Annotated in this window: 21 protein-coding genes, 1 pseudogene and 1 other annotated feature; of the genes and pseudogenes, 15 read left to right on the forward strand and 7 right to left on the reverse strand. The window is 39.3% G+C overall.

The genetic code is table 11. The features are described from left to right. Positions 1–111: 111 nt before the first annotated feature. Genes hepT through ACERJO_RS11290 form a run of 3 tightly spaced genes read right to left on the reverse strand, consistent with a single transcriptional unit; the run spans position 112 to position 2,094 of the window. Entirely contained in the window at positions 112–519 is a 408-nt protein-coding gene (hepT, locus tag ACERJO_RS11280; RefSeq protein WP_373647496.1) for a type VII toxin-antitoxin system HepT family RNase toxin, read from the reverse strand. Next, positions 509–907, reverse strand: a complete 399-nt coding sequence (mntA, locus tag ACERJO_RS11285) for a type VII toxin-antitoxin system MntA family adenylyltransferase antitoxin (protein ID WP_247102578.1) — start codon at positions 905–907, stop codon at positions 509–511. The genes hepT and mntA overlap by 11 nt, the downstream gene beginning before the upstream one ends. Positions 908–966: 59 nt before the next feature. After that, a complete protein-coding gene (locus tag ACERJO_RS11290; protein WP_373647497.1) occupies positions 967–2,094 on the reverse strand; it encodes a response regulator in 1,128 nt (375 codons plus the stop codon). A 475-nt stretch (positions 2,095–2,569) separates the two neighbouring features. Here ACERJO_RS11290 and ACERJO_RS11295 point away from each other — a divergent pair, with 475 nt between their 5' ends. Further along, on the forward strand, positions 2,570–6,589 hold the full coding sequence (locus ACERJO_RS11295; RefSeq protein ID WP_373647499.1) for an LPXTG cell wall anchor domain-containing protein: 4,020 nt from the start codon (positions 2,570–2,572) through the stop codon (positions 6,587–6,589). A 319-nt stretch (positions 6,590–6,908) separates the two neighbouring features. Further along, entirely contained in the window at positions 6,909–7,760 is an 852-nt protein-coding gene (locus tag ACERJO_RS11300) for a hypothetical protein (RefSeq protein ID WP_373647500.1), read from the forward strand. Positions 7,761–7,812: 52 nt separating this feature from the next. On the opposite strand, the gene ACERJO_RS11305 is transcribed toward ACERJO_RS11300, so the two are convergent. Together ACERJO_RS11305 and ACERJO_RS11310 are read right to left on the reverse strand one after the other, a co-directional pair. Next, positions 7,813–8,562 (reverse strand): response regulator transcription factor, encoded by a 750-nt coding sequence (locus ACERJO_RS11305; protein WP_373647502.1) that lies wholly within the window; start codon positions 8,560–8,562, stop codon positions 7,813–7,815. A 3-nt stretch (positions 8,563–8,565) separates the two neighbouring features. Further along, positions 8,566–10,425 carry a cache domain-containing sensor histidine kinase gene (locus ACERJO_RS11310; RefSeq protein WP_373647503.1) on the reverse strand — a complete coding sequence of 620 codons (1,860 nt, stop codon included), beginning with the start codon at positions 10,423–10,425 and terminating at the stop codon, positions 8,566–8,568. A 155-nt stretch (positions 10,426–10,580) separates the two neighbouring features. Between ACERJO_RS11310 and ACERJO_RS11315 the strand changes: the two genes are divergently transcribed. The 3 genes from ACERJO_RS11315 (at position 10,581) to ACERJO_RS11325 (ending at position 13,800) form a co-directional block, all read left to right on the forward strand. Continuing rightward, on the forward strand, positions 10,581–11,885 hold the full coding sequence (locus ACERJO_RS11315; protein ID WP_373647504.1) for an ABC transporter substrate-binding protein: 1,305 nt from the start codon (positions 10,581–10,583) through the stop codon (positions 11,883–11,885). Between the two features lie 208 nt (positions 11,886–12,093). Next, a complete protein-coding gene (locus tag ACERJO_RS11320) occupies positions 12,094–12,978 on the forward strand; it encodes a carbohydrate ABC transporter permease (RefSeq protein ID WP_247103101.1) in 885 nt (294 codons plus the stop codon). Next, on the forward strand, positions 12,979–13,800 hold the full coding sequence (locus ACERJO_RS11325; protein WP_247102596.1) for a carbohydrate ABC transporter permease: 822 nt from the start codon (positions 12,979–12,981) through the stop codon (positions 13,798–13,800). 137 nt (positions 13,801–13,937) lie between these two features. Here ACERJO_RS11325 and ACERJO_RS11330 read toward each other — a convergent pair whose 3' ends face one another. Further along, positions 13,938–14,879 carry an arsenic resistance protein gene (locus tag ACERJO_RS11330; RefSeq protein ID WP_373647506.1) on the reverse strand — a complete coding sequence of 314 codons (942 nt, stop codon included), beginning with the start codon at positions 14,877–14,879 and terminating at the stop codon, positions 13,938–13,940. Positions 14,880–14,999: 120 nt separating this feature from the next. Between ACERJO_RS11330 and ACERJO_RS11335 the strand changes: the two genes are divergently transcribed. From ACERJO_RS11335 to ACERJO_RS11360, 6 genes and pseudogenes are all read left to right on the forward strand, one after another. Then, entirely contained in the window at positions 15,000–15,806 is an 807-nt protein-coding gene (locus ACERJO_RS11335) for an undecaprenyl-diphosphate phosphatase (protein WP_373647507.1), read from the forward strand. 80 nt (positions 15,807–15,886) lie between these two features. Then, positions 15,887–16,036 carry a YwzD family small protein gene (locus tag ACERJO_RS11340; RefSeq protein WP_373647509.1) on the forward strand — a complete coding sequence of 50 codons (150 nt, stop codon included), beginning with the start codon at positions 15,887–15,889 and terminating at the stop codon, positions 16,034–16,036. Between the two features lie 589 nt (positions 16,037–16,625). Beyond that, a complete protein-coding gene (locus ACERJO_RS11345) occupies positions 16,626–17,876 on the forward strand; it encodes a multi antimicrobial extrusion protein MatE (RefSeq protein WP_373647510.1) in 1,251 nt (416 codons plus the stop codon). Positions 17,877–17,962: 86 nt separating this feature from the next. Beyond that, entirely contained in the window at positions 17,963–18,859 is an 897-nt protein-coding gene (locus ACERJO_RS11350; protein WP_373647511.1) for an alpha/beta hydrolase, read from the forward strand. A gap of 111 nt (positions 18,860–18,970) precedes the next feature. Next, a pseudogene (locus ACERJO_RS11355) lies at positions 18,971–19,219 on the forward strand (LbetaH domain-containing protein); the annotation flags it as partial. A gap of 72 nt (positions 19,220–19,291) precedes the next feature. Next, complete coding sequence (locus ACERJO_RS11360) at positions 19,292–19,936, forward strand: alpha/beta fold hydrolase (RefSeq protein WP_247102608.1); 645 nt, start codon at positions 19,292–19,294, stop codon at positions 19,934–19,936. 140 nt (positions 19,937–20,076) lie between these two features. Here the strand turns inward: ACERJO_RS11360 and ACERJO_RS11365 are convergent, their stop codons facing one another. Continuing rightward, positions 20,077–20,910: an SDR family NAD(P)-dependent oxidoreductase gene (locus tag ACERJO_RS11365; protein ID WP_373647512.1), complete on the reverse strand. Its 834-nt coding sequence runs from the start codon at positions 20,908–20,910 to the stop codon at positions 20,077–20,079. Between the two features lie 110 nt (positions 20,911–21,020). Between ACERJO_RS11365 and ACERJO_RS11370 the strand changes: the two genes are divergently transcribed. From ACERJO_RS11370 to tyrS, 4 genes are all read left to right on the forward strand, one after another. Continuing rightward, entirely contained in the window at positions 21,021–21,992 is a 972-nt protein-coding gene (locus ACERJO_RS11370; RefSeq protein ID WP_373647513.1) for a helix-turn-helix transcriptional regulator, read from the forward strand. A 12-nt stretch (positions 21,993–22,004) separates the two neighbouring features. After that, on the forward strand, positions 22,005–22,220 hold the full coding sequence (locus ACERJO_RS11375) for a hypothetical protein (protein ID WP_373647514.1): 216 nt from the start codon (positions 22,005–22,007) through the stop codon (positions 22,218–22,220). A gap of 204 nt (positions 22,221–22,424) precedes the next feature. Beyond that, a complete protein-coding gene (locus tag ACERJO_RS11380) occupies positions 22,425–22,886 on the forward strand; it encodes a MarR family winged helix-turn-helix transcriptional regulator (protein WP_252120609.1) in 462 nt (153 codons plus the stop codon). An 11-nt stretch (positions 22,887–22,897) separates the two neighbouring features. Next, positions 22,898–23,110: a binding site (T-box leader), on the forward strand. A gap of 43 nt (positions 23,111–23,153) precedes the next feature. Next, on the forward strand, positions 23,154–24,401 hold the full coding sequence (gene tyrS / locus ACERJO_RS11385; RefSeq protein ID WP_373647516.1) for a tyrosine--tRNA ligase: 1,248 nt from the start codon (positions 23,154–23,156) through the stop codon (positions 24,399–24,401). Positions 24,402–24,493: the final 92 nt, after the last annotated feature.

Consider the following 24,493-nt stretch of genomic DNA (forward strand, 5'->3'; position numbering starts at 1 on the left):
GTGGTACCGAAAGAGTTACAAATCAATTTTTTCAGTTCCCTTTTGTAAGAGGACGTATCCTGTAAGGTCAATGCTGACCTTATGGGATGCTTTTTTTCCTCTAGGTGGATATTATTTATGAGCAAGGATTGCTTTCGTATATGAGGTGAAATCAACTAAATGATTCTCAATCACTTTCTCTAAAATTTGAATGTTGATTTCTTGATAATCATGTACAGCTACATTTCGAAAACCTACCATTGCTTTCATACGATGGGATAATGATGAAGGTATGAGGCCTTCCTGTTCGATGATGGTAAAGGCATCACGGCTATTTTGTGGAATACCTAGCTGCTTCGTTGCAACAATATGCATCGCTAAATCAATACACGCTTCGCAAGCTCTTTGTAAGTTGAGAACAATGGAATCTTGTTTGGTCAAATCTGTTAGGTTGTTAGGATCGTTGCCATAAACGTCTTTAATTCGTGTTAGGCAGCGTTCCACAGTACTTACTTTGTTTAATATGACATTATTCTCCATATATAGTCCCCTTTTCGTTGATTGTATCTAAAACGGGTTTGCGTTCTTCGTTCAGTTTTGCATACATTTTGAGCGCTCTCATTTCATACCACATTCGCTTTGTCTCGTCTGAGCAGTAAATGATTTTGCCTGATTGGATAATTTCAACTCGAAAGACAATGCTTGCTTCTTTCAAGTCAATGAGATCCACATCGCGATTAAGTTGTGACGCTAATTTTTGTGCAAGCATAAAGCGTTCATAATTAGTCAAAGACGTTTCGCTTAAGTAAGCAATATCAATATCACTGTCGTTTCGGAAAAATCCATTCGTTGCAGAACCAAACAGAACAATGAAAATAGGGGAAACTCTTTCAACAAGACAGGCTATTATGGCATGCTTATCCACCAATGGAAATCCCTCCATTTCCTGTTTGCAATTATTATATCATCTCTTATAGGCCTTGCGCATTAGTATTGTTGCTTCCACCGTGAGTACCAATCGCTAATAACTGGATCTATTTCTAAGTTCATATTAGATAAACTTTTCGATAATTGTTGATATTGGTAGTCGACAAACATTCGGTAGTTTAAGCTTGCGTATGTTTTCATTAAGGAAAAGGATGTTTGTTCATCTTCAGGTCTGATTTCAAGTATTTTTAAATACCAGTGAACGGCTTTTTCTAAATCATTGGTTTCCATATAACAATTTGCAATAAGTCTGGCACGATGAAGCCATAATTCCTCTAATTCAAACCTTTCATTCTCTAGCCATATGTAATCATTTGTTACTAAATAAGACCCTGAATACAAGGACATAATGTCTTCATAAATCTCAAGAGTACTATTGGTGATTGAAGGAGCTGCTTCTAATTTTCGTTTCCATTCATTTTTATCTAATATAACGTTTTTTAATTCTAGTAAATATCCTTCATGTACATTAGATACGACTATATAATTTTGAAATGACCCAAAGGTTTTGCGAATATTGTAAATACTCATGTACAAGTTAGAATAAGCCTTCTTTAGGTTGTGCTGTCCCCATAATACGTCAATAATTTGCGATTTTAAGACTGTTTTCCCCTCATGTTGAAGTAGATACAGGAATAATTCCTTGGATTTACTTGTCCTCCAAGTAATCTTTTCAAAGCTGTAGGAATGAGAATAGTGTACCTTAAAATCACCTAATACATTTATTCTAAGTGGACTAGTAGAATCTGATTTTGTTTTATTTAAAGTTGAAGGGAGTGTTTCGATTCGTTGAATTGTATTTTCTAATCGTTCAGGGGAGACAGGCTTTAGTATATAATCTAAGGCATTCAATTCAAAGGCTTCAATTGCATATTGGTCGTGCGCAGTGACAAAGACAATATTAATAGAAGGGTTAACTTGAAGTATCTTTTCTGCAAGAACGAGACCATTTACTTTTCTCATCTCGATGTCTAAGAAAACTAAGTCGGCTTCAGCTAATAGCTTCTTCTTATCCTCGATCGAAGGTTTAGTTGATTTGAAAAGTATATTAATATATTTTAATTTAGCTAATTTCCGTTCTAAAAACGTTAATGCTAATGGCTCATCATCAAACAAACAAACATTCATATTATATTCTCCTTTTTTTAGATAGTTTTTCAGTAATGAACATATAAATTTAATGGATATACATAGTACGCATTTGCTAGTTCGAAAGAATATCGTTCCGTGTAGCGAAAATACATATTTCTATATTGATATAATGATAACCTACTACAAAACTATTTATGGAATCGTTTTGTAGCAATCTCCTAAAGAGTAAGTAATGAATATGATAAAAGTATAATAGTCAGAAATCTATACAAATATAAAAAATAGGACTATATAATCATTTTAAATGAAAATAGAGTTCTATATTCAGCAAAAACCGACAAAGTCATTATAAAGAACTATTAATTTATGCCTATTTATGTCGTTTTTGTTTAGTTATTGTGAATGTGATCCTTCTATACTAAAAAGGTGGTGGCTGCTCCGTCCTTAGAGTAAAAGTCTAAGGCTTTTGGAGGAGTTAATCAAAATTTGAACGAGAAGGAGTGATACGGAAATGAGGCGCTACAAGTCCAAAATGGTCATTTTTATGATTTTTATTTTAATTTTGGGAATAGTCGTACCTGGATTCGGTGGTCAAACAGTATTGGCTGCTGAATTAGAAGACATTGAATACAATCCGCTTATTGGCGATGAGGTACAAGTGGCTCCTAATTTTCAAATTAGTGAAGTCGCTACTCCGTCATTAGCTGAGGGGAAACTAATCTTTCGTATTGAAGAACCATATGTGGGTACGGATAAGTTAGTTATCCCAGAAGGTGCTACGACGACAGTTGATGTGGATGGAGAAATCAAGACGATTACTATTAATGCGAATGGAGAAATCCTTCTAGATGGTGCTCCGATTGCTTCTGTTAATCGTATAAATAACGGGGAAGCGGGTCCACTTCAAATTGATTTGTCTACACCATTACCGAATGGGAACTTTGAGCAAGTTGGACACACTGGTTATGTCCCTGATTGGGATATCTATCCTAATGAACATGTAACCTATGAATCCTATCAACCTATTATTCTAGGTGAATTGGCTTCTAGAACACAAGGGAGACCGTACACGCAAATTTCAGACAGTGGACCACCATATACGGTCTCTGGCCCAGATTATACGTACATAACGGATGTAAGGTATGATGGGACAGGTGGGAGACCTAATTATGAAGGTTCAGAATCGACCCAATTTGATATTCGAGATATAAATAATTTATACAGAGGCGTTTTTATAGCGAATGATCCTAATGATGATGAGCCTGAAAGTAGAAATTATTTAAAATTAGGATTTCAACGAGGACTAGTGAACGATTCAACGTCTTCTGCGCAGACATCAGCTTTTGCTGTACAGGCAACAAGTAGTGCGTTTTATGCGAATGCAGGCGATCAATTGTACTTTGATTGGAGAGCGAGAACGACATCGAATACGAGTACACATGACGATTATGAAGTGTATGGGTTTCTTCTAGATGCTAATACGGAAGAGGTCGTTAGTTTATTGATGTATGGTAGAGGCTTTGATCAATACTGGACAACGACGAATGGAACTGTTGATGAAACCGGAAATTATAAATTCCGTTTTGTAGCTGGTTCATTTGATCGAACAGGTGGCCGAGCATTAGGTGCAGAATTACGTATTAATAATGTCCGTGTTGTTAGTAGTCAAGTTTCTACAGAAGTGGTAGAGGCGATTGCTCAGCTTGTCTATTATCAGAATACGGAATACAGTGGTGACCGTCCAGTTAACATTGAGTTAACAGATGCCAACAATGGAAGTGTTGAATTAGTAGATAGTGAGCTTGTTATTAAAATGAATACGCAAGAGGAGGCAAGTGCAGAGTTAACATCTGATTTAGAGATTGTTGGACCCGAAGATGGTGAATTCATTTATCATCCAACGCAAAAAGGGATTGCAGGTACGACGCAACCAGGTTCATCTGTAGATGTAGTCGTTACTAGTCCTGAAGGTCATATAGTCTACAATGGTCCAGCAAATGTAGAAGAGGATGGCGCTTGGTCTATTGAGCTTGCTGATGATTTGATACGAGGGGAGTACACGATAGAAGCTACTGCATCTAAGGGTGGCGCAACATCTGATGTAGAAGTGACGAATTTTACGTTTGTCGATTATGCTGAATTAGAAGATTACTATAATGTAGTGAAGGATTTAGTTGAATCCGAGTATCAGTCAGGGTGGGATAGTGATTCATCAGATCGTGATCCTGCATTTTCAGAAGCACTTCAAAATGCAAAAGATATTTTAGACGAAATAGCTAATGCAGGTGGTTCAAATCCGAACCAGGCAGCTATTGATCAGGCTTTAAGTGAATTACAAAATGCAAAAGATGGTTTAGTTAGAGTGTCTCCAGTAGAACATTTTGCAAGCTTTGAACATGGTTCAAATGAGCTTGTGATTGAATTTGATAAAAGTGTTGTGTTTGCAAATTTGGAAAATACGACAGATGGATTTACTGTAACAGTAGGCGAAGGTGAACATGAACGTCAATTAACAGTTACAAATGCAGTCGCTAATGGTGTTAACGTGATATTAACTGTTGATGAGGAGTTAGATAGTGATGTGAAAGTCACTGTTGCATACAATGAAGAATTAGCAGGTAGCAACTTAATTGGTGCTGAAGAAGACAATCCAGGACCAGTTCGAGATTTTCAGGGAGATTTTCCTGCGACGGATGAATTTGGGGCAGCGCTTCAAATTGAAGGAACGACTGGTAACACAGATGACTCAACGCCGTCATTTAATGGTACAGTAGACGGGGAAGTAGACTCTGTTAAGGTTGATATCGTTGACGCAGATGGGAACGTTGTGACGGAGATTCTTGCTATAGTCAATAAAGAGGATGGCACGTGGACGGTATCTGATAGCGAGTGGGCAGGTTTGGAGCCACTTGATTTAGGTGATTATCAAGTAGTTGTGACAGCAACAAAAGAAGGTCGTTCTGCAGTTGTGAAGGAAGAATCATTCACAGTGGTTGATAAATCCGTTCTTCAAGAAGTACTTGATGAAGTCATTCAATTTGAAGAAGATGATTATCGATCAGGATGGGATGATTTTGTTAGAGAATTAGAAAATGCGCAACAAGTAATAAATAATCCAACAGCTTCACAGAATGAAGTAGATCAAGCGTTAGAAGATTTACGAGTAGCGCGAGAGGGATTAGAGAAGCATGCACCTATTGCAGAAGATGCAAAGTTTCTCCATGGACACGGTGAAATCATTGTCGAGTTTGGAAAGAATGTAACTTTTATAGATGAAAATGCCGATTTAACAGCAGGATTTACGGTTACTGTTGATGGACAATTAGTCGAAGTGATCGCTGTTGAACGAATTGGCTTAGATCAAGAAGGGAAGTCAAATCAGTTAAAGCTTACTTTGGCTGATGGCACACAGCTTTCAAGTGATGCAGATATCCAAGTGTTGTACGATGAAGAAGCTGGTAGCTCCAATCTCATTGGTGATGAAGAAAACGGAACGGCAGTAGCTAATTTTGAATTTGCTGCATACGATAGCTTCGGTCAAGCTCTGCAAATTGAAGGACCGAATGGCATCACAAATGATACGACTCCAGCGATAAGAGGTACTGTCGATCCTGATGCAGATCATGCGGTTATTACTATTATTGCGCCAGACGGAGAACGAATGGTCGTCAATCAAGATGATTTAATCATCAACCCAGATGGAACTTGGTCGTATCAAGTTCTAGAGAAGCTTGAACCAGGTGAATATCAGGTAGAAGTGACATCATCACAAGAAGGTCGTACAGATGTTACAAAATATCATAGCTTTATTGTTGTTGATAAGGAATCACTTATTCAATTAGAAGAAGGTATTGCAAATAGAGGATTACAAGATTCTGCATATACCGGTGATTCATGGAATGATTTTGACCGAGCGTTACAACATGCAAGAAATGTACTGTCAGATCCAGAAGCATCTCAAGATGAAGTAGATCAAGCTCTGGCGAATCTTGAAGAGGCTTATAAGAATCTTGTATATAAGCAAGGTTTGAAAGAAGAAGTAGCACAGTCAGAAACGCTCGATGAAGCACATTATTCGAAAGAGAGCTGGGCTCGTTACGTACAAGCCTTAGAGGCTGCTAAGCAAGTGTTGAATAATCCGGCATCTACACAAGAGGAGATCGATCAAGCAAGAGCTGACCTAGAAGCTGCGCGACAAGCATTAACTGTCGACAAAACCGCACTTCAAGAAGCTGTCGATTATGCGAAAGGGTTAAACAATTCTGATTACACGAGTAAAAGCTGGGAACGCTATCAAGAAGCATTAAGCAGAGCGCTGGACGTGTTAAATGACCCTAATGCCACTCAATTAGAAATAGATCAGGCGTTAGCTGAATTAATCAAGGCTAGCGAAGGGCTTGAAGATTATAAGGAATTACCTAATACAGCTACTGCTCTATTTAATTACATGTTCCTTGGATTAGGATTATTGTTTGTAGGATTGACATTTTTGTTATTAAGGAAACGTAAGCGAAGAGTGAATGTACAATAGATCGTTGAGAGAAGACTGCTTTCAAATGTAAGGAATAACGATGGAGCTTAGCTCTATTCACCTCGAAAGGAGAAACGACTTCTCATAACACGAAAAAATATAGCGACTCCGTACATTTTTTCAGGGGTATCCCAAAAGGTCCAGATGTACCTTTTGGGATACCCCCTTTTCCATTGTACCTAAAGCATAAAGCGTTTCTATTATATGATCTCTTTTAGGTTTTACACATTTCTGTAAAAAGGAAAATGATCCTATACTATCCGCGTTGTCTTCTGTACTATAATCATAAAAGAATAAGGAGTGGTTGGAGGGTATAGAAGTGGAGATTAATCGGAAGACCTTCGGTGGGATAGTTGTCGTTATAGCTTATCTGATTTGGTTTAGGGGAGGAGACAATCAATGGGTCATATTGCCCACATCGCTGATCTTTTGTATTGTTGGTGTGCTAATTTTAAAGGAGAAGGAACAACGGTGGTATGAGAATAATTGGTTTAAGGTGTATGTGAGCGCCTTTTTATTTATGTGTGTCTTTTTAGTGATGGAGTTTATTTTTCAAATGAAGGTTAGCTGGTTTATTCCTGAAGAAGCGATTTATTCCAAACCATATACTTCATTTTACACACAAATTTTAACGTATATCCTCTGTTTTTACTTATGGTTCGTATTTACTCGATGTTACTTTTGGGGTGAAGGTGAACAGTGGATAAGTAGATGGAGATCTTTTTTAATAATGCTTATGGTATTTGTAGTGGTTAATATATTGCTCATGAATGAATACCAATATGTAGATGAACGTTCGATACATAGTAATAGTGTATTTCATTCTAATACAACCATTGAGTGGGAAGAGATTCGATATACATTTATTGATTCGAACGTAAGAACAATGGCTGGTATGTATGGAAGGAAAGAGCGTATTTTTGAATGGGAGTTTCATTTCATTAGTGATGGGGATGAAATAACTTTTGCTGGTATGAATTTTAATCGAGATGATATTAATGGTTCTGCACTTATCATGAATGAGCTTAGGGAGAGAGATGTAACAATTATCGGTTTAATGTGGCAAATGCCTAAGAATGATTGGGATTATTTATATACTATTTTAGAAAGAGCTGATGAAGAGTTAGCAGAGCTTTATTCTGAGACTTTTTTTAATCATCCAGGCCAGTAGTGAATGTGCGAGCCATTGCAGTGTATAGTACTGTAATGGCTCTTACACTTTTTTAACGTTCTCTATACTCACTTGGATAATAATCCGTATTATTTTTAAAGACACGACTGAAATAGTGCTGATCCGGATATCCGACGAGCTTACCGACAGTTTTAATATCCATGTTTACGTTTGTCGTGAGAAGTCGCTTCGCTTCATTAATGCGAAGACGAGTTAAATATTTAATCGGAGTTTCTCCAGTATGTTTTTTGAAAACTTTGCTTAAATAATCGGTAGAAAAATTAAGCTGAGCTGCGATGTCCTTTAATGATAAGTCCTCATGAAAGTGATTTTTTATATAAAGCTTAATCGTTTCGATAAGCTCCTCAGGATCATAGCCAGCTAAGGAATTTACGACATGAGCTAGGGACTCAAGATCATTTTTTAATTGTAATTCGATTCGAGATAAGGTGGCACCGAGCTCCTCATTGACGATTGGTTTCAACAAATATTCATTCACTTGAAAGGCAATGGCTTGGCGTGCGTATTCAAATTCGTGATGACCACTTATAATGACCACTTTAATATGCGGATAGCCGAAAAATAGCTGCTTGGCAAGCTCAAGACCATCCATCATTGGCATGCGAATATCAGTTAAAACAAGGTCAGGAAGGTGCTCTTCAATGAGAGTTAAAGCCTCTCTTCCGTTCATGGCTTCACCAACGACTTGGATCGTCTCGTTTAGTTCGTGAACTTTTTTCGTGATGCTGCGTCTTATTAATGCTTCGTCCTCGACGACGATCGCTTTGAATTTAGTTGTCATCCTTCATTCCTCCCTTTTTCTTTCGTGGGTGGAGGTGCTGATCGTAATCATTGCTCCTCCATTTTTTTTGTTTTGGATATTTACATTCAATTCTTGTTCGTACATGAACTTCAACCTCGTTATGACATTCTTTAAGCCCATTCCGTTAATACTAAGCTGCGGTAACGCACGAAGCTTGTTTTCAGTAAGAAAGGCTTGAAGCTGGCTTATAATATCAGGGTCAAAGCCTGGACCGTTATCAGTAATCGTGATGGACCAGCTTGTATCAGTTTGTTGGCCAGTGATCGTAATATGCCAAGGGGGTGGGACATGTAACCCGTGCTTAATCGAGTTCTCCACGAGTGGTTGAATCGACAATTTCGGAACAATAATTGTGTTCATTTCGTCTGGGATATCAAAGGTATAGATAAGCTGATCTTCATAACGAATGTCCATACATTCTAGGTAGTGCTTCGTATAATTTAATTCGTCTCGTAATGGAACACCTTGTTTGCTCTCTGTAGCTATATATCGCAGCATAAAAGACATATTCTCGCAAAGCTTTACAATTTCATGATCCATTCCAGCCTCCGCCATTGCGCTAATGTTCGAAAGGTTGTTGTATAAGAAATGTGGATTCATCTGTGACTGGAGGGCGAGAAATTTCGCATCCATTTCCTGTGAACGGGCAATAAGTAGCTCATCGAGGGAATGAGATAGCTTTTGATTCATCGCGTGAAATGAACGATTTAATGTGTCGATTTCGCCGATCGAAAAGCTTTCAGTATGGAGATCATTCGTGTTGGATAAATTAGTTAGATCCATTTGCTTGATCTTTTTCGTTAATTGATTCAATGGTTGAGTCACTCGTTTGGAAACGATGAAGGAAATCCAAAGAATCACCCCGAGTGCAACAATGAAAATGATGGCGAACAAATAGGTCACTCGATTCAAAAAGGCGTAGAGCTCCTTTTGATTTTGAACAATGATGATGCTTAACCCTGTATCGGCAGAAGACGTATGGATCATTAATTGTTTACTATGGTCAGCTGGACTCGTAATGTGATGAGTCTTATCCTCTTGTAGCTGAAGCTGATGAATGATATTCAAATAGTCATCTCCATAAAAGGAATCTGATTGTTGTTCATAAGGGTAAAAAAAAGTGCCGCTTTCGTTAACGACATAAATATCAATTTGTTCATTAGCGTTCATCGTATTGTGAATCGAATGAAAGACCGTATGTGCCCCTTGTAAAATTTCAACAATCCCTTGTTCGACATAATGACGATCTTTATACACTCTTGTTAGCGCAACGTATGTTGGATTTGTCGAATGCTGTTTAATCGAATATGGGAGCTCCTCTTCACGAACGAGACTTATATGCTTAAATCCGTCTTTTGCTTTTGTTTCTGGATACCATGTACGATTTATGACGTCGATTGTAAGTTCACCATTAAAAAGACCAGCTCCGAGCATTTTGCCGTCAAAATCGTAAATGTTCGCTTGCTTCGCTGTTTGTGAGCTACTAATAATGGCAAGAATGACATCGATTAGTGTTGTCGTGCTTTCATATCGTTCAAGGTCAATTAATATGCCACCTTCATACTCCTCAGAAATGGGAGTGAGATCATTATTGAAATGCTCCTTTACTAAATTTGAGTAGACGATGTTCATTGAGAAATTGTTTATTTTCTCTAGCTCTTGATCAATCGCATGTGAGATCGAACGGCTCAATTGCTGTTGTTGCTCAGCTATATTATTGCGATTGTAATTGTATAAGGCGGTGAACAAAATGGCCGCAATTAGAAATAAAACGATACAAAAGAAGAGTGAATAATAGTTAAATAAGCGTGACTGTAGCGTTTGATGAGTAAGCGGTAACATCTTTGTTCCTCCTATGGTTATACCGTTCTAAAAAGTGCAAACGATAGGCCGTTTTTGTCTATTGAGCAAACATGAATGTAAGCGTATTCTTAATTTAGTAGGCGGCGCCGTTCTAGATAATAGTAAATCAAAAACACAGGGGGTTCAATAACCTTATGAAAAGAAAATGGATTGCACTTATGATGTCGGCTTTATTATTAATCGTTCTAGCAGCATGTGGCTCAAGTGATGACTCAACAGGTGAAGAAGAGCGTAAAGATGTGACATTATCGTTTGGAACGCATCAATCTGGTATTCCTCGAACAGGGATTATGCAAGAGATGGCTGAGGATTTTGCAGAGGAAACAGGTATTAAGATTGATTTTCAAGTCGTACCAGATGCCCAGTGGCGTGATTTAATTCGAGCGAAATTATCAACAGGAGAAGCGCCAGATATTATTAATTTAGATGTCGATCCTTTAAGTTTAAATGCGAACTTAAGACCTGAGGATAATGCCCTTGACTTAACAGACGAAGAGTTTGCAAGTCGGATGGATGAAGAAATTTTACCATCCGTTAGCTATAACGATAAAGTCTATGGCGTAACGTATGCACCAAGAAAGATTTGGTATGTCTATTACAATAAGAGTATTTTTGAAGACTTAGGGTTGGAAATTCCAACAACCTATGAGGAATTTAAGCACGTCGCTGGTGCGATTCATGAAACAGGTGTTATTCCATTTTGGCAAGCGCCAGGAAGTGGCTGGTACCAAGTGCTACCTTTATTTGAAATTGGTCCACATTATGAGAATGTAGAGCCAGGCACTTATGAGAAGCTTAATAACAATGAGATGCTCGTAGCTGAGATGGATCACTTAAAGACAGTGATCGAGCAGGTGAATGAATTTGCTGATTTGGGCTATTACGGTGAGAACTTCATCTCGAATACAGTAGAAGCAGGCTTAGATGCGTTCGGTCGTGAAGAAGCAGCGATGATTCTACGAGTTCCTGGTACTGAGCAAGAAATTATTGATGCTCATCCTGAAATGGACGGTAATATTGGATTTTTCGTTATGCCGTGGGGCGATAACCAAACAATTGGTGTGAACCCAGGTGGATCAGCGGCTATGTTTGGGAATCAGAATAGCGAGCATGAAGAGGAAATTCGTGAGTTTTTCCGCTGGATGACGAAAAATGAAAACATTCAACGTTTCTTTGACGGTGGTGAAGGAAACTTAACGATCAGCTGGCCAGAAATTGAACCGAAGCTAACACCTGATTATATTGAATACGAAGAAAACTTAGATTCAGGAACCGTTATGCAAGCGGCTGTCACATATATTGACCCACAGTGGATGGATATTGGAAAAGACATTTCTGGTATGTTTGCCGGAGCACTTACTCCAGAGCAAATCCTTGAGAATATTGACAATCGGCGAGCAGAACTAGCAAAAGTTCAGCAAGACCCTGCTTGGGATTAAATGAAGCAAAGGGGGGTGTCCTAAGAGGTATTTACCTTTTGGAACACCCCTGAAAACGATGATAGCTGTTTTAGTGAGTACGGTGGCACCAAAAAAGTTAAAAATCAAACTTATTAGTGCTCCTGCAAGAACGAGTTGCTTACAACGAATAAAAAAAGAGACCTTTACTATCGTTGTTTCATTCATCGTCAGCAAAGATTTGGAAGGAGTGAGAGGATTGAATCGAAATAAGCTGTATCCGTGGTATTTTTCGCTTGGGGCGATTGTCATTTATTTTATCTTTATTGTATTGCCTTCCTTTATGGGGATTTATTATTCATTTACAGATTGGAATAGTTATTCGGATATTAAAAATTTCATTGGTTTGGACAATTATCGGACCATTTTATTTGGGGATCAAGTGTATATGACGTTCATTAAAAATACATTTGTGTTCACGCTTGTGACGTCGATCGCCAAGACGGTATTAGGACTTTTAATTGCGATTCTGCTAGTTAATGGGGTACGGGCAGCAAATTTCCACCGAATGGTCATTTTTTCTCCGCAAGTGCTGTCCTTTTTAATTATCGGACTGGTTTTTAAAAGTTTGCTAGATCCGAATTTCGGTTTTGTCAATAATACGTTACGTTCTATTGGTTTAGATTTTTTGGCGATGGATTGGTTAGGTTCGCTAGCGTGGGCCATGCCGTCCGTGATGGCCGTTGATACGTGGAAGGGAATGGGCTATATTATGGTTCTCTTCATTGCGGGATTACTTGCCATTCCGAACGATTACTATGAGGCGGCAGAAATCGATGGGGCAGGCTTTTTCAAGCGCTTGTTCTCGATTACATTGCCGATGCTTTTGCCCACGATTACAATTACGACGGTATTGAACATTACGTATGGATTACGTGTATTCGATATCATATACGTCTTAACGAACGGTGGACCAGGGAATGCAACAGACGTGATTAACACAGCTGTCTATTCGGCGTTTGCAAAAGGATATTGGGGCTTAGGAAGTGCCTTGTCAACGTTACTATTTGTCATCATGGTTGTTGTTTCCTTCTTCATTATTCGTACGATGAACAAAAAGGCGGTGGAATACTAAATGAAAGCAAAAAAAGGAGTATCAATCCTACTGAATATCGTTGCTTGGCTACTAAGCATTATTGTGATTCTTCCGTTTGCTGTTATTTTGCTTAACTCTTTTAAAACGGATGCAGAGGCGACTGTTCTGACATTGCGATTGCCAGAACAGTGGATGTTCGAAAACTACGCGATCGTGTTTGAACGTGGGAACTTGGCTGTATCGTTTTTTAATAGTATTTTACACTCGGTTGTGAGTACATCGATCTTAGTCATTCTCGTTGCGTTTGCAGCTTTTGTGTTAGCGCGTAATCCTTCAAAGCTCAATCAGGCGATTTATTTCTTCATTATATTAGGGATTACCCTGCCACTTAATTATATTCCGTTAATGAATGTAATGAAGACGCTTGGATTAATTAATTCGCATTGGGGGATGATCCTGCTATACACGGGAATGGGACTACCGATTTCATTATTTATTGCTTACGCATTTGTGCGGAATATTCCGCGCGAGCTTGATGAAGCGGCGGTCATTGATGGCTGCCATGCATTTAGTTTATTTTATCGTGTTATATTGCCATTATTGAAGCCGGTGCTCGTAACAATATTTGTTTTGAATTTCATGAATGTCTGGAATGAGTTTACAGCGCCACTTTATTTCCTTAACTCTGTAGATAAGTGGCCAGTGACGTTAGCTGTGTTTAACTTCTTTGGGCAGTTTAGCGCACAGTGGAATTTAGTGAGTGCGAATATCGTGCTAACATCGATCCCCGTATTGATTGTCTTTATTATAGGACAGAAGCATATTGTTGGGGGCTTGACGTCTGGTGCGGTGAAGGGGTAAGGATTGTTTAGCACACAAAGAATTGGAAGACTCTTTGTGTGCTATTATTGTGAAGATAAAATACGCTATCTCGAATGATAAAGGGACGGCGTATTTAAGAAATGAAGGATACCGAAGAAAAAGTGAGATGCAGCTATTCAATGCTTTCTCATCATCAACATTTGCGTCACAATAGCCAGAATAGGCAATTCAAGCAATGGGCCAATCACTAACGCGAGGGCAATGAGTGGTTCATTCGGAAATGCGGCTATCGCTATCGCAAGGGCGATCGGAGAATTTCGGGCTAATGTCGCTAAGCTTAAGCTTACGCGGTCAGCTGTTACAAAGCCAATCCATTTCCCAATTCTTTGACTAATGACATAATTAATGATGAAGAAGCAAAGAATCGGAAGGATGAGTAGCCATAGTATGTCAAGGTGCTCGAATAGTAAGGAGCCTTGTGCAGCGAATAAGGAAGCGATTGCTAGGCTTAATAAGAGCATGGGAAAGACGCTTAGCGTTTGTAGTAGCTTTGTTTTTAAGACTGGCTTCCTTCCTAATACAAGGTTCGTTCCGAATGCGAGTGCTAGTGGAAGTACTAATACGACTACAAGGCTTTTAAGTAAAAGAGAAGGCTCAATCGTCCCAGATGTTCCGGCGAAGATAAACAGGTAAAAAGGCAGTAAGATGACTTGTAAAAGTAAGTTTAATGGTAGAATGGCTGTCGACAAGGCGACATTCCCTTTTGCTATTCCTGTGAAAATTAAGTACCAATCCGTACAAGGTGTTACCATAAGCATGATGAAGCCGATCATTAACGCTGGATGATCGCTTAAAAAGGTGAGGGCAAGCACCCATGCTAAAAGCGGCGTCCATGCAAAATTAATGATGATCGATGTATAGGTGAAGCGAATGTTTTGAAACGCTTTTGTCATATCGGCAATCGGAATGTTTAAAAACGTCAAATAAAGCATCAGCATTAAAAGCGGTGTGATCGCAGCTTCAGCATATAGATGTATGCCGTTAATTTGTCCGACGCCAAGACCGATGATGACAGCGGCTAAAATGAGAAATGTATAGCTTTTTTCTAATAGATTCATTGCCATCACCTTCTATCTCTTTTTCTTTGACAATTTTATCATATTTTTTGTCTATATCTACAAACGTGACTCCTGTATGCTACACTTACAGATGATTTTGATTTAAAAAAGGAGTTCACTATGGAATTCATTGAGGTGCTTAAATACATATTTCTTGGAATTGTTCAAGGCGCGACTGAGCCTTTACCTGTTTCATCAAGTGGTCATTTACGCATTGTATCGCATTACTTCGGAGTTGATGTACCTGATCTTCATTTTGAGGTATTTCTGAATGGAGCATCCCTACTGGCTGTATTTATCGTCTATCGTAAGGATTTGATCGAATTAACGACTGACGTGGTCAAATATGTACGAGCTCGTAATCAAAAGCATTATGAATCGTTTCGTTTAGCGTGCTTGTTAATCATTGGGACGATTCCGGCCGTTGTCATTGGTGGGTTACTTCGTGATTTCTTTGGTGGAGAATTAACAGCGCTTCGTTATGTAGCAATTTCGTTAATGATAACCGCGATTGCCTTATGGCTTATCCGTAATTTGCGTGGGCATAAAACGGATGGTGGCATTACGATCTTTGATGCAGTGATCGTAGGGCTTGCCCAAATGCTAGCGCTAGCACCAGGCATTAGCCGTTCAGGTGCGACGATTGTCGCGGCACTAGCGAGAAAGATCGAAGCAGAAACGGCATTGAAGTTTTCTTTCTTTTTATCGATTCCCGTTAGTATTGGAAGCCTTGTACTTGAATCGACGACGATCTATGAAGTAATCGTGTATAATGATTTGCTGTGGTTGTACGTGATTGCTTTTCTAACTTCATTGATCGTATCGATTTTCGCAATTAAGCTGCTTATTGACGTGGTGACGTCTGGAAAGCTCTTATATTTTGCTGTGTATTGCTTTACTGTTTCCATTCTTATTTGGATCTTTTGAGGGTAAGGTTTAACGTATCTCCATTGAGGGTATTCTCTAATGTGAAGTGAATGCTTGTCATAAGAAGGAGAAAGATAAATATGAACATTGAATTGTCTCAGGATGATTTAAAGAGAATACTAGAGGATGCACATGATAAAGGACTAGATCAAGACGTGAGCGTTAATGCAGAGCGACTTGTGAAGGAAATCGTTACGTATATTCAATCAACGCAAAAGAGTACTAAATAAAATTCTACTTGGCCTATAAAAGAAGACAAAGGAAATACATTTGATTGGCAATAGCTTCACCCATTGCTCGCCTGATAGGAGAAATTCACTCTATCAGGCTTTTTAAATAGGAGACGGTTTGCACATTGCGTAAAGGACACCAAAAAAAGTTAGAAACCAAACTTTTTCCATTACGTGAGGAAAAGGGAATACTCATTCCTTTAAACAGGTGGAAACGAGGTCAAAGAGGTCATAGCGGAATCGCTGTTCCGCTATTCGGTCGAAACGAGCAGTGAGCACAATGGAAAAGGTGAAATAAAGGAATGAGGATTCATTAAATGATGGAGATCTAGCTAGGAGGAGAAAATAGAGGAATGAGGAACCGCTTATTACTCATTCGAACAAATGATAGACCGTATCTCTTAACGGGCCCATATAAGTAATTCTTTTTTCATGTTTGTCTATTTGTGGCATAATAGAATAGTAAGCGATTTCAATAACAGTCTAGATTAGAAGAAAGAAGGGGATTTCTTTCATACAAACAGAGGAAACGCTGAAGACGTCGAAAATATTAGCCTTTTTTGTTCCATTAGGGTTATCGGCCATCCTAGTGACCTTATCTCATATTATTATTAATGGTACGTTGGCACGGGCGAGTGATGCAGAGGTCATTATTGCTAGTTATGTGATTGCGATGAGTTTGTTTTCGATCATGGAGCGACTTGGTGTGTTATTACGGAATGCCTGCTCAGCGTTAGTTCGCGATCGTGTTTCTTTTCAGGCGATGTCAATGGTTGCGGTCTATGTTGTAGCAACACTTATGCTCTTATCGGCAACGATTGCTTATACACCGATTGGTACGTGGATCTTTGCTCATATTTTTGGTGCGGAGTCGGCGATGATCGGCCAGATTGTTGATGTGTATCAAATTTTGATTATTGTCACCTTTTTTTCAGCTATTCGTTGCCTGTTTCAAGGTGTGATCATTTTAAATCGGCAAACAAAATGGCTGACGATTGGGATGGTCATTCGTTTAATTGGGATGTACTTATTATCTCTTGTGTTTATTCAAACGGGTTACATTAACGCGAAAACGGGCGCCTATATTTTTTTATTTGGGATGATGATTGAGAGTTTAGTAAGCTTCATTGAAGGGCGAATTCTCGTGAAGAAAATGACGAAAAAAGACCCCGCCCATCATATTGAACGGAAATCACAAGTGTTTCGTTTCTACTACCCTCTTATTATATCCTCGCTCATTATCGTTATGGTTGGTCCTGTTATTAATATTTTTCTAGGACGGACAGCTGAGATTGAACTGGCGATTGCTTCCTATGCACTTGCTTTAAGTGTTGCGCAATTGTTTTTAAGCTTTTTTAGCTACACCCACCAGATCGTACTAACTTTTTATAAGGATCATCCGAGAAAGGTAAAGCAATTCACGTTGATGATCGGTTTTATACCAACGTTGGTATTAGCATTGTTTTGCTTTACGCCAATTGGACCCTTTGTCGTTGAGCATGTTCTTGGTGCGAACGAAAGGCTGATGCTTGCGACCCTTGATACGTTGAGAGTATTTATGATTATGACACTTGTGTTTCCGTTTATTGATTATTGCAATGGCATCTTAATGGTGCGAAATCAAACGAATAGCATGGTGATCTCTCAATCTTCTAATCTCTTGATTACATCTATCGTTGCTGTATGTATGACGATTCTAGTTCCTGCCTGGAACGGGATGATTGGTGCGATGGCGCAGTCACTTGGGATGGCTGTAGAGCTGGTTGTGCTACTGTATATTGTGACGAGAGGGAAACGGGCTAGACTGATGAAGGGGAAGGTGGAAGGAATAGGTGTGTAGGGGAGATAACATGTGAAAGATTAAAGGAATAGAATAGGCGCTCATAGAAATAAACGAGTATTGATAAAGATGGGAGAGTGAGTATAGTGATCCACAAAAAAACATTACTATGGAATGATGAAAGCGAAGCGAAATTAATGACGTATGTTTGGGAGCATTCAGAAGAGCTGCAACCCAATAAGAAGAGACCTGCTGTGATCATATGCCCTGGAGGTGCTTATTTAGGGACGTCGGATAGGGAGGCGGAGCCTGTTGCCTTGAGGTTTATGACGGCAGGATATCAAACATTTGTGCTTCGCTATACGACGTACTACCCAACCTTTACAATGGATTTTAGTCAAAAAGGAAGAGAAGAGCCTGTCTTACCGCAAGCCTTGTTTGATTTAGGTAAGGCCATTTCGAAGGTGAGAGAGCACGCGGATGAGTGGAATGTTGATCCAGATCAAATTGTTTTATGTGGCTTTTCGGCAGGGGGCCACTTAGTTGCAAGCATGGGTGTTCATTGGCATGAATCCTTTTTACAGGAACCAATATCAGCTTCCAATGAACAACTGAAGCCAAATGCCCTTATTCTAGGTTATCCACTGACCGATTATTTGATCATGAAGGAAGAAGCGGAAAAAGAAGTTGATGAAGGAAAACGGGAGCTTTGGAGAGTATCCAATCAAGCTGTATTTGGAAAAGAACAGCCTTCGATAGAGGAGTTGGAAGGGAGAAGTCCTGTCCGCTTCGTAACGGAGGCAACGCCACCCACATTTATTTGGCATACAGCAGATGACGATTTAGTTTATGCACGAAATGCCTTGAATTTTGCGACGGCATTAGCAAAACAGAAAGTTCCGTATGAACTGCATGTCTTCGAAAATGGAGTACATGGTTTGTCTCTAAGTGATGAAACGACAGCGAATGATCCAGCACAAATCAATCAAGAGTGTGAAGTCTGGGTTGATTTAGCGTTAAAGTGGTTGAAGAAGCGAATGTAAGGAATGAGATATAGAAAGTTGAGCGAATTTTATGTGCAACATCATAGAATTCGCTTTTTCAGTCCCGAGCCCTAATCAAAACGACCTGTTTTAAACGAAAAGAAGAAAAATATTGGTGAGAACTGCTTTGTGGCACTTGGCGTTCACATCTATACGGCAACGCATCCGCTTCAGGTAGAAGAGAGAATTTCTGGTGCTGAATTTGGGAAGCCTGTTCGTATTGGGAGAAGAGCGAGTATTAACCCTGGTGTGACAGTCGGACATAATGTTGTCATTACTTCCAGTTCCGTTGTCACAAAAGGTGTTCCAGATAACGGTGTTGTAGGTGGGATTCCTGAGAAAATTATCAAGCGTCATTAAGTTCTACTGAGCAGTCTATCATTCTGAAATTGATGACTGAGATGAGAAAGTGCTAACAAAGAGTGAAAGGAGATGACGGTCATTCGTGCAATGCTCATTCATGGTTTTAACAAGCATTCAAATGATATGAAGCCACTGCAACACCATTTAGAGGAGCTTGGATATACGTGCTTGTTGCCAGAGCTTCCGCTTACTTTTCAGGATGTTGAGGATGCAACGGCATTATTAGAGGATATCATGAGCAAGCTCGACAATTCTGAAGGTCAGAAGGTCCATCTTATTGGGCATAGTACAGGTGGACTTGTTATACGTAAGCTTATTACAAATCGTAATTATACTGATAAAATTGGACGCTGTGTCTTAATCGCAACACCTAACAACGGCAATAAACTGGCAATGCTTGCAAGTAAGGTGAAGCTATACACGAAAATTTTTAAGACCATTAAGTCTTTAACAAAAGAAAAGATTGACTCGTACCAATTTAGTTATGATCACAAAATTGAAATCGCGGCGATAGCCGGAAATAAAAATCAGCTATGGCTAGGACGTCTTCTTGATAAAGCGAACGATGGACGTGTCGAGGTGGATTCTGTTTACTTTCCAGAGCTAACAGACTTCACTACTCTTCCGTATGGCCATAAGGAGATTCATCATCAAAAGGAAACGGCGGAAATGGTTGATCGTTTTTTGCGTGGAGGAAGGCTGCTGCCACGATAAGTGGATGTAATACGAGAGAATACAGTATCGCAAAATCACTTCATTTTCATAAGACGTAATGATAGAGATATGGAAGAGGTGATAAGCAAAATGTTTATCACCTTAGTTTAACTGGAAAGACTAAAAGCTAAGTCTAGAAATTACAACGTAAACGGTGGAACATAACGTCCATCTATATCAGTAAATCGATACTCTCTTGCTAAATCACCAACTCTTAATACCTGTCCATTTTTATCCATAACATGGGGGTCGCTTGCTAATGCTGTAATTCCACGACCGATATAAAATGGTGATTCCGTTCTTCTTAACTCCTCTGACTCTTTCCAATGGTCCTCATCTGATCCATGGTGCTTTAGGACAAGTTCGGTTCTCATAAAACCAGGTGAAACGGCAAGTACCGTAATATTGTCTTGTTTTAATTCTGTTGCGAGTCCGTATGCCATCCTTACTAAAGCGTGCTTTGCTAAATCGTAATAAAATTGCCCAGTGTACTTATTATGATCCCAAAAGGTAGTGTGCACAATGAGAGCTTCATGATTTTCACGTAGTAATGGAATGGCAAAATGATTAGTAGCTAGTTGGGCACGGACACCTGCAGTGAACATCGTATCCCAATGCTCTAATGGTAATTCCCAAAAAGGCTTTGCTTCAACACCGAGGTCATGTGCACCCCACACATTATTGACTAATAGATCTAATTTCCCTTGTTCCTTGCGAATGGCTGCGATGGCAGCTTCTGTTTCTGAATCATTTGTATGATCACATCGTATGGCAATCCCTTTTCCGCCTGAAGCGTTAATTTGTGAAGCTGTGTCATCAATGGTACCAGGCCATTGATTAGTTGCATTCCCTATAACACTTCGTCCTGTAATGTACACGATTGCGCCAGCCTTACCTAGTTCTAGAGCGATGCACCTGCCGGCTCCTCGACTTCCTCCTGTTACGAGAGCTATTTTTCCTTTAAGTGGTTTCATTATTTTCATCCTTTCTTGGTAAGGTATTCTTATTATAAGGTCTGAATCTTGACAACAAGTGTCATATTTAATTAAATGAATATAATCTATTCATATACAAGGTGATCATAATGAGAGGAGATCGATTAATTTCCATTCTTTTGTTGCTGCAATCTCAAGGACAGTTAACTGCGAAGGAATTAGCTGAAAGGTTAGACGTGTCCGAGCGAACAATTTATAGGGATATGGATGCCCTAAGTGGTGCGGGCATTCCCGTTGTTGCTGAACGTGGCAAAAAGGGTGGCTGGTCATTGCTTGAAGGATATCAGACTAACTTAACAGGCTTAAAGGAATCTGAAATTCATGCTTTGCTTGTCTCACCTTCAAAACAATTACTTGATGATTTACAGCTAACTCGTACATCAGAAGATGCGCGAACTAAGCTAATAGCCTCACTTCCTGCTGTATATCGTGAAGGTGCAAAAGAAGTATGGAATCGAATCTATATTGATACAAGCTCATGGCGAAACGAGAAAGAAAAGCTCAAATCTTTCGAAGCTCTTAAACAATCTATTTGGAAGAACCATAAATTAAATATGGTCTATCAGCGTGCAGATGGACAAACGATTGAACGTATTGTACAGCCACTGGGATTAGTTGCTAAGGGGAACAGATGGTATTTGATTGCATCAAAGGAGAATGGTGAGATTCGAAATTATAGAGCTTCACGAATTCAGCAGGCTTCTCCTATTAACGAGACATTTGAACGACCAAAGAGCTTTGACATTGCTCAATACTGGAAGTCTTCAACAGAGGCTTTTATTAAAGAATTACCGACCTATGAAGTGCAGGTGAAGGTTACTCAGTTCATCATAGGGAAGCTATCTTATTCCAGTCACTTTGTAAGAGTTATTGAAATAAGTGAGGTCGATAAGGAAGGCTGGGTGCTTGTTAAGCTATCTTTTGATACGGAAGAGGAAGCTATTAGGTATATACTTGGATTTTCTAATCAGATGTTCGTGGTCGAGCCTCAGTTTTTACGCAAAAAGGTATGTAAAATGGCAGAAGCTGTTGTTGCGCATTATATCGAACAAATTGAATAGGAGAATAGCTGAATGGAATGGTATGATTTCGTAAATATTATCGCAATAATGCTAATGGTAACAGGGCTTGTTTTTTTAATGCTAGTCTGGCAGCAAATAAGAAAGGTCAATGTAGGAGACCGTATTCCAAAGAATGTCGCCAAAAAGGTTAGCAAAAATAGCAAACGGGTGAGTTATTTTATTATATTAGGAGGAATACTGGCGGTCATTGCGGTTGTAGCTAGATAGAAGGCGAACTGCCACTTGAAGTAAGGCGCCTGAGGGATATAAGAGGGGATGGAAAAAGTATAAAACTTTTTTCAGTTCACTCTTGCATCCTCATCTTTTTCTTGTTAATATCGTTTCATAGCTAACAATTATGAAAATTAAGGAGGGTGTCTGATTCATACAATTAATGAAGAGGGAGAACTGCTTCCTGAAGAGAAAGAGACGATGAATCGCTTAACGAAGCTACCAATCGATTCATTGAACGTTGATGCAGTTACCGTTGTAACGAATATTTATCGTGTTGCCCAAGGATTACGTATTAAAATGGAGCGCGAAGTTTTGGCAGAATACAATCTATCTTGGACATCGTTTTCCATTCTATATGATTTGTGGATAGGGCAGTCCATAGAAACGAAGAGATTAGCAGAGCTAGCAGGTGTTACAAAAGCAACGGTTAGTAACATTACGAAAACGTTAGAAAATAAGGATTTCTGTTATCGAAAAAAAGATTTACGAGATCGCCGCATCACCTACGTGACGATAACGGAAAAGGGAAAGCATGTGATGGAGGAGCTATACCCTCATTTTCATAAAGGCGAGGTGGAGATTGTGTCGAGTTTATCGAACGATGAGCAAAGAACAATCTCTAAGCTACTAAGAAAAGTTGTGAAAGATCAAAAGTTTTAACAAAAATGAATGGAAAAGCAATGATAGAAAAAGAAGTAGCCTTTATCTCCCTGTTTTTAGAGAGTCGATGGTTGGTGTGAATCGATACATAGATAAGGTAAATTACATTTCTTGAGCTTTCTTTGCTGATTAATCAGCAAAGACGGACGAGCCGTTATTCGTACAAAGTGGGAGATGTTGCATCTTCAACAAGGGTGGTACCGCGTGACAACCACGTCCCTTCTATAGGAGGGATGTGGTTTTTTTACTATATTTGGAGGGATCATAATGAATGAAGTGATGAAGCAATTAACAGAAGAGCAACGGATAGAAGTCAAAAGGCAAATGGATATGTACACACTAGGGGTTCACGATATTATTCCAGTTGAGGAATTAGAAGAGAAGGTGGCCAAATCGGTAAGAGATCAACGGCCGCTAAAAATTAAACTAGGATTAGATCCGTCAGCGCCAGATGTTCACCTTGGTCATACGGTTGTTCTAAAGAAAATGAAGCAGTTTCAAGACAATGGGCATACGATTCAACTGCTAATTGGTGATTTCACTGGAAAGATAGGAGATCCTACAGGGAAGTCTGTAGCAAGAAAGCCATTAACAGATGAGGAAGTTCAGTACAATGCGAAGACGTACTTTGAACAGTTTGGCAAAATCGTTGATATGGACAAAGTTGAGCTTCATTACAATTCAAAATGGCTGTCAAAGCTCCATTTTGAAGATGTTATTCAATTAGCTGGGAAAATAACAGTGGCAAGATTGATGGAGAGAGATGACTTTGAAGAGAGAATGGCCTTCAGTAAGCCGATTTCCCTGCATGAATTTTTCTACCCGTTAATGCAAGGATACGATTCAATTGTACTCGATTGCGACATTGAACTCGGTGGGACGGATCAACATTTCAATGTGCTAATGGGGCGTCATTTTCAGGAGAAGCTGGGTAAAGAAAAGCAAGTCGCTATATTAATGCCATTGTTAGAAGGTCTTGATGGTGTAGAAAAGATGTCAAAATCTAAGAGAAATTACATTGGAATTGATGAGAGCCCACAAGAAATGTACGGGAAAGCGATGTCGATTCCAGATGAACGAATGGAGAAATATTTCGAATTGGTCACAGATTTCTCTCTTGAACAACTAAACGCAATAAAAGAAGACCTTCAATCAGGTCAATGCCATCCACGAGATGCAAAAATGCAATTAGCCAAAACCATTGTTACGATGTACCACGGTGTTGCAGCAGCGGAAAAGGCTGAGCGCCAGTTTATCTCGGTCTTTCAACAAGGTGCCATTCCTGATGAGCTACCGGTCATTGAATGGAACGGTGCTAGTGACATATTAGTGATCGAGCTACTTGTACAATTAGGTTTGCTAGGCTCAAAAGGGGAAGCGAGACGAATGATTGCGAATAAAGGAGTGAAGGTAAATGGTGAGCGAGTAGAGGATGTTGATTTGCGTATTTCCGTTATAGACGGTTTAGTCATCCAAGTTGGAAAGAGAAAGTTTGTGAAGATTGCGTTGAAGTAAGCTGTACGTGAAACGCACCCGCCACTGCTATAATTTACATTCAGCAATGCACGAATAATCTTAGCGAGAGCGGAACCTCATTCCGTTAAAAG

Source organism: Halalkalibacter sp. AB-rgal2, from assembly GCF_041821005.1.
GTDB lineage: Bacteria > Bacillota > Bacilli > Bacillales > Bacillaceae_D > Halalkalibacter.

Bases quoted from the DNA above. Each gene is read 5' to 3' on its own strand.
- ACERJO_RS11295 (WP_373647499.1), top strand. From the start codon at position 2,570: ATGAGGCGCTACAAGTCCAAAATGGTCATTTTTATGATTTTTATTTTA.
- ACERJO_RS11290 (WP_373647497.1), bottom strand. From the start codon at position 2,094: ATGAATGTTTGTTTGTTTGATGATGAGCCATTAGCATTAACGTTTTTA.
- ACERJO_RS11370 (WP_373647513.1), top strand. From the start codon at position 21,021: ATGAGAGGAGATCGATTAATTTCCATTCTTTTGTTGCTGCAATCTCAA.
- ACERJO_RS11375 (WP_373647514.1), top strand. From the start codon at position 22,005: ATGGAATGGTATGATTTCGTAAATATTATCGCAATAATGCTAATGGTA.
- hepT (WP_373647496.1), bottom strand. From the start codon at position 519: ATGGAGAATAATGTCATATTAAACAAAGTAAGTACTGTGGAACGCTGC.
- ACERJO_RS11365 (WP_373647512.1), bottom strand. From the start codon at position 20,910: ATGAAACCACTTAAAGGAAAAATAGCTCTCGTAACAGGAGGAAGTCGA.
- ACERJO_RS11325 (WP_247102596.1), top strand. From the start codon at position 12,979: ATGAAAGCAAAAAAAGGAGTATCAATCCTACTGAATATCGTTGCTTGG.
- ACERJO_RS11315 (WP_373647504.1), top strand. From the start codon at position 10,581: ATGAAAAGAAAATGGATTGCACTTATGATGTCGGCTTTATTATTAATC.
- tyrS (WP_373647516.1), top strand. From the start codon at position 23,154: ATGAATGAAGTGATGAAGCAATTAACAGAAGAGCAACGGATAGAAGTC.
- ACERJO_RS11340 (WP_373647509.1), top strand. From the start codon at position 15,887: ATGAACATTGAATTGTCTCAGGATGATTTAAAGAGAATACTAGAGGAT.
- ACERJO_RS11380 (WP_252120609.1), top strand. From the start codon at position 22,425: ATGAATCGCTTAACGAAGCTACCAATCGATTCATTGAACGTTGATGCA.
- ACERJO_RS11335 (WP_373647507.1), top strand. From the start codon at position 15,000: ATGGAATTCATTGAGGTGCTTAAATACATATTTCTTGGAATTGTTCAA.
- ACERJO_RS11305 (WP_373647502.1), bottom strand. From the start codon at position 8,562: ATGACAACTAAATTCAAAGCGATCGTCGTCGAGGACGAAGCATTAATA.
- ACERJO_RS11310 (WP_373647503.1), bottom strand. From the start codon at position 10,425: ATGTTACCGCTTACTCATCAAACGCTACAGTCACGCTTATTTAACTAT.
- ACERJO_RS11330 (WP_373647506.1), bottom strand. From the start codon at position 14,879: ATGAATCTATTAGAAAAAAGCTATACATTTCTCATTTTAGCCGCTGTC.
- ACERJO_RS11360 (WP_247102608.1), top strand. From the start codon at position 19,292: ATGACGGTCATTCGTGCAATGCTCATTCATGGTTTTAACAAGCATTCA.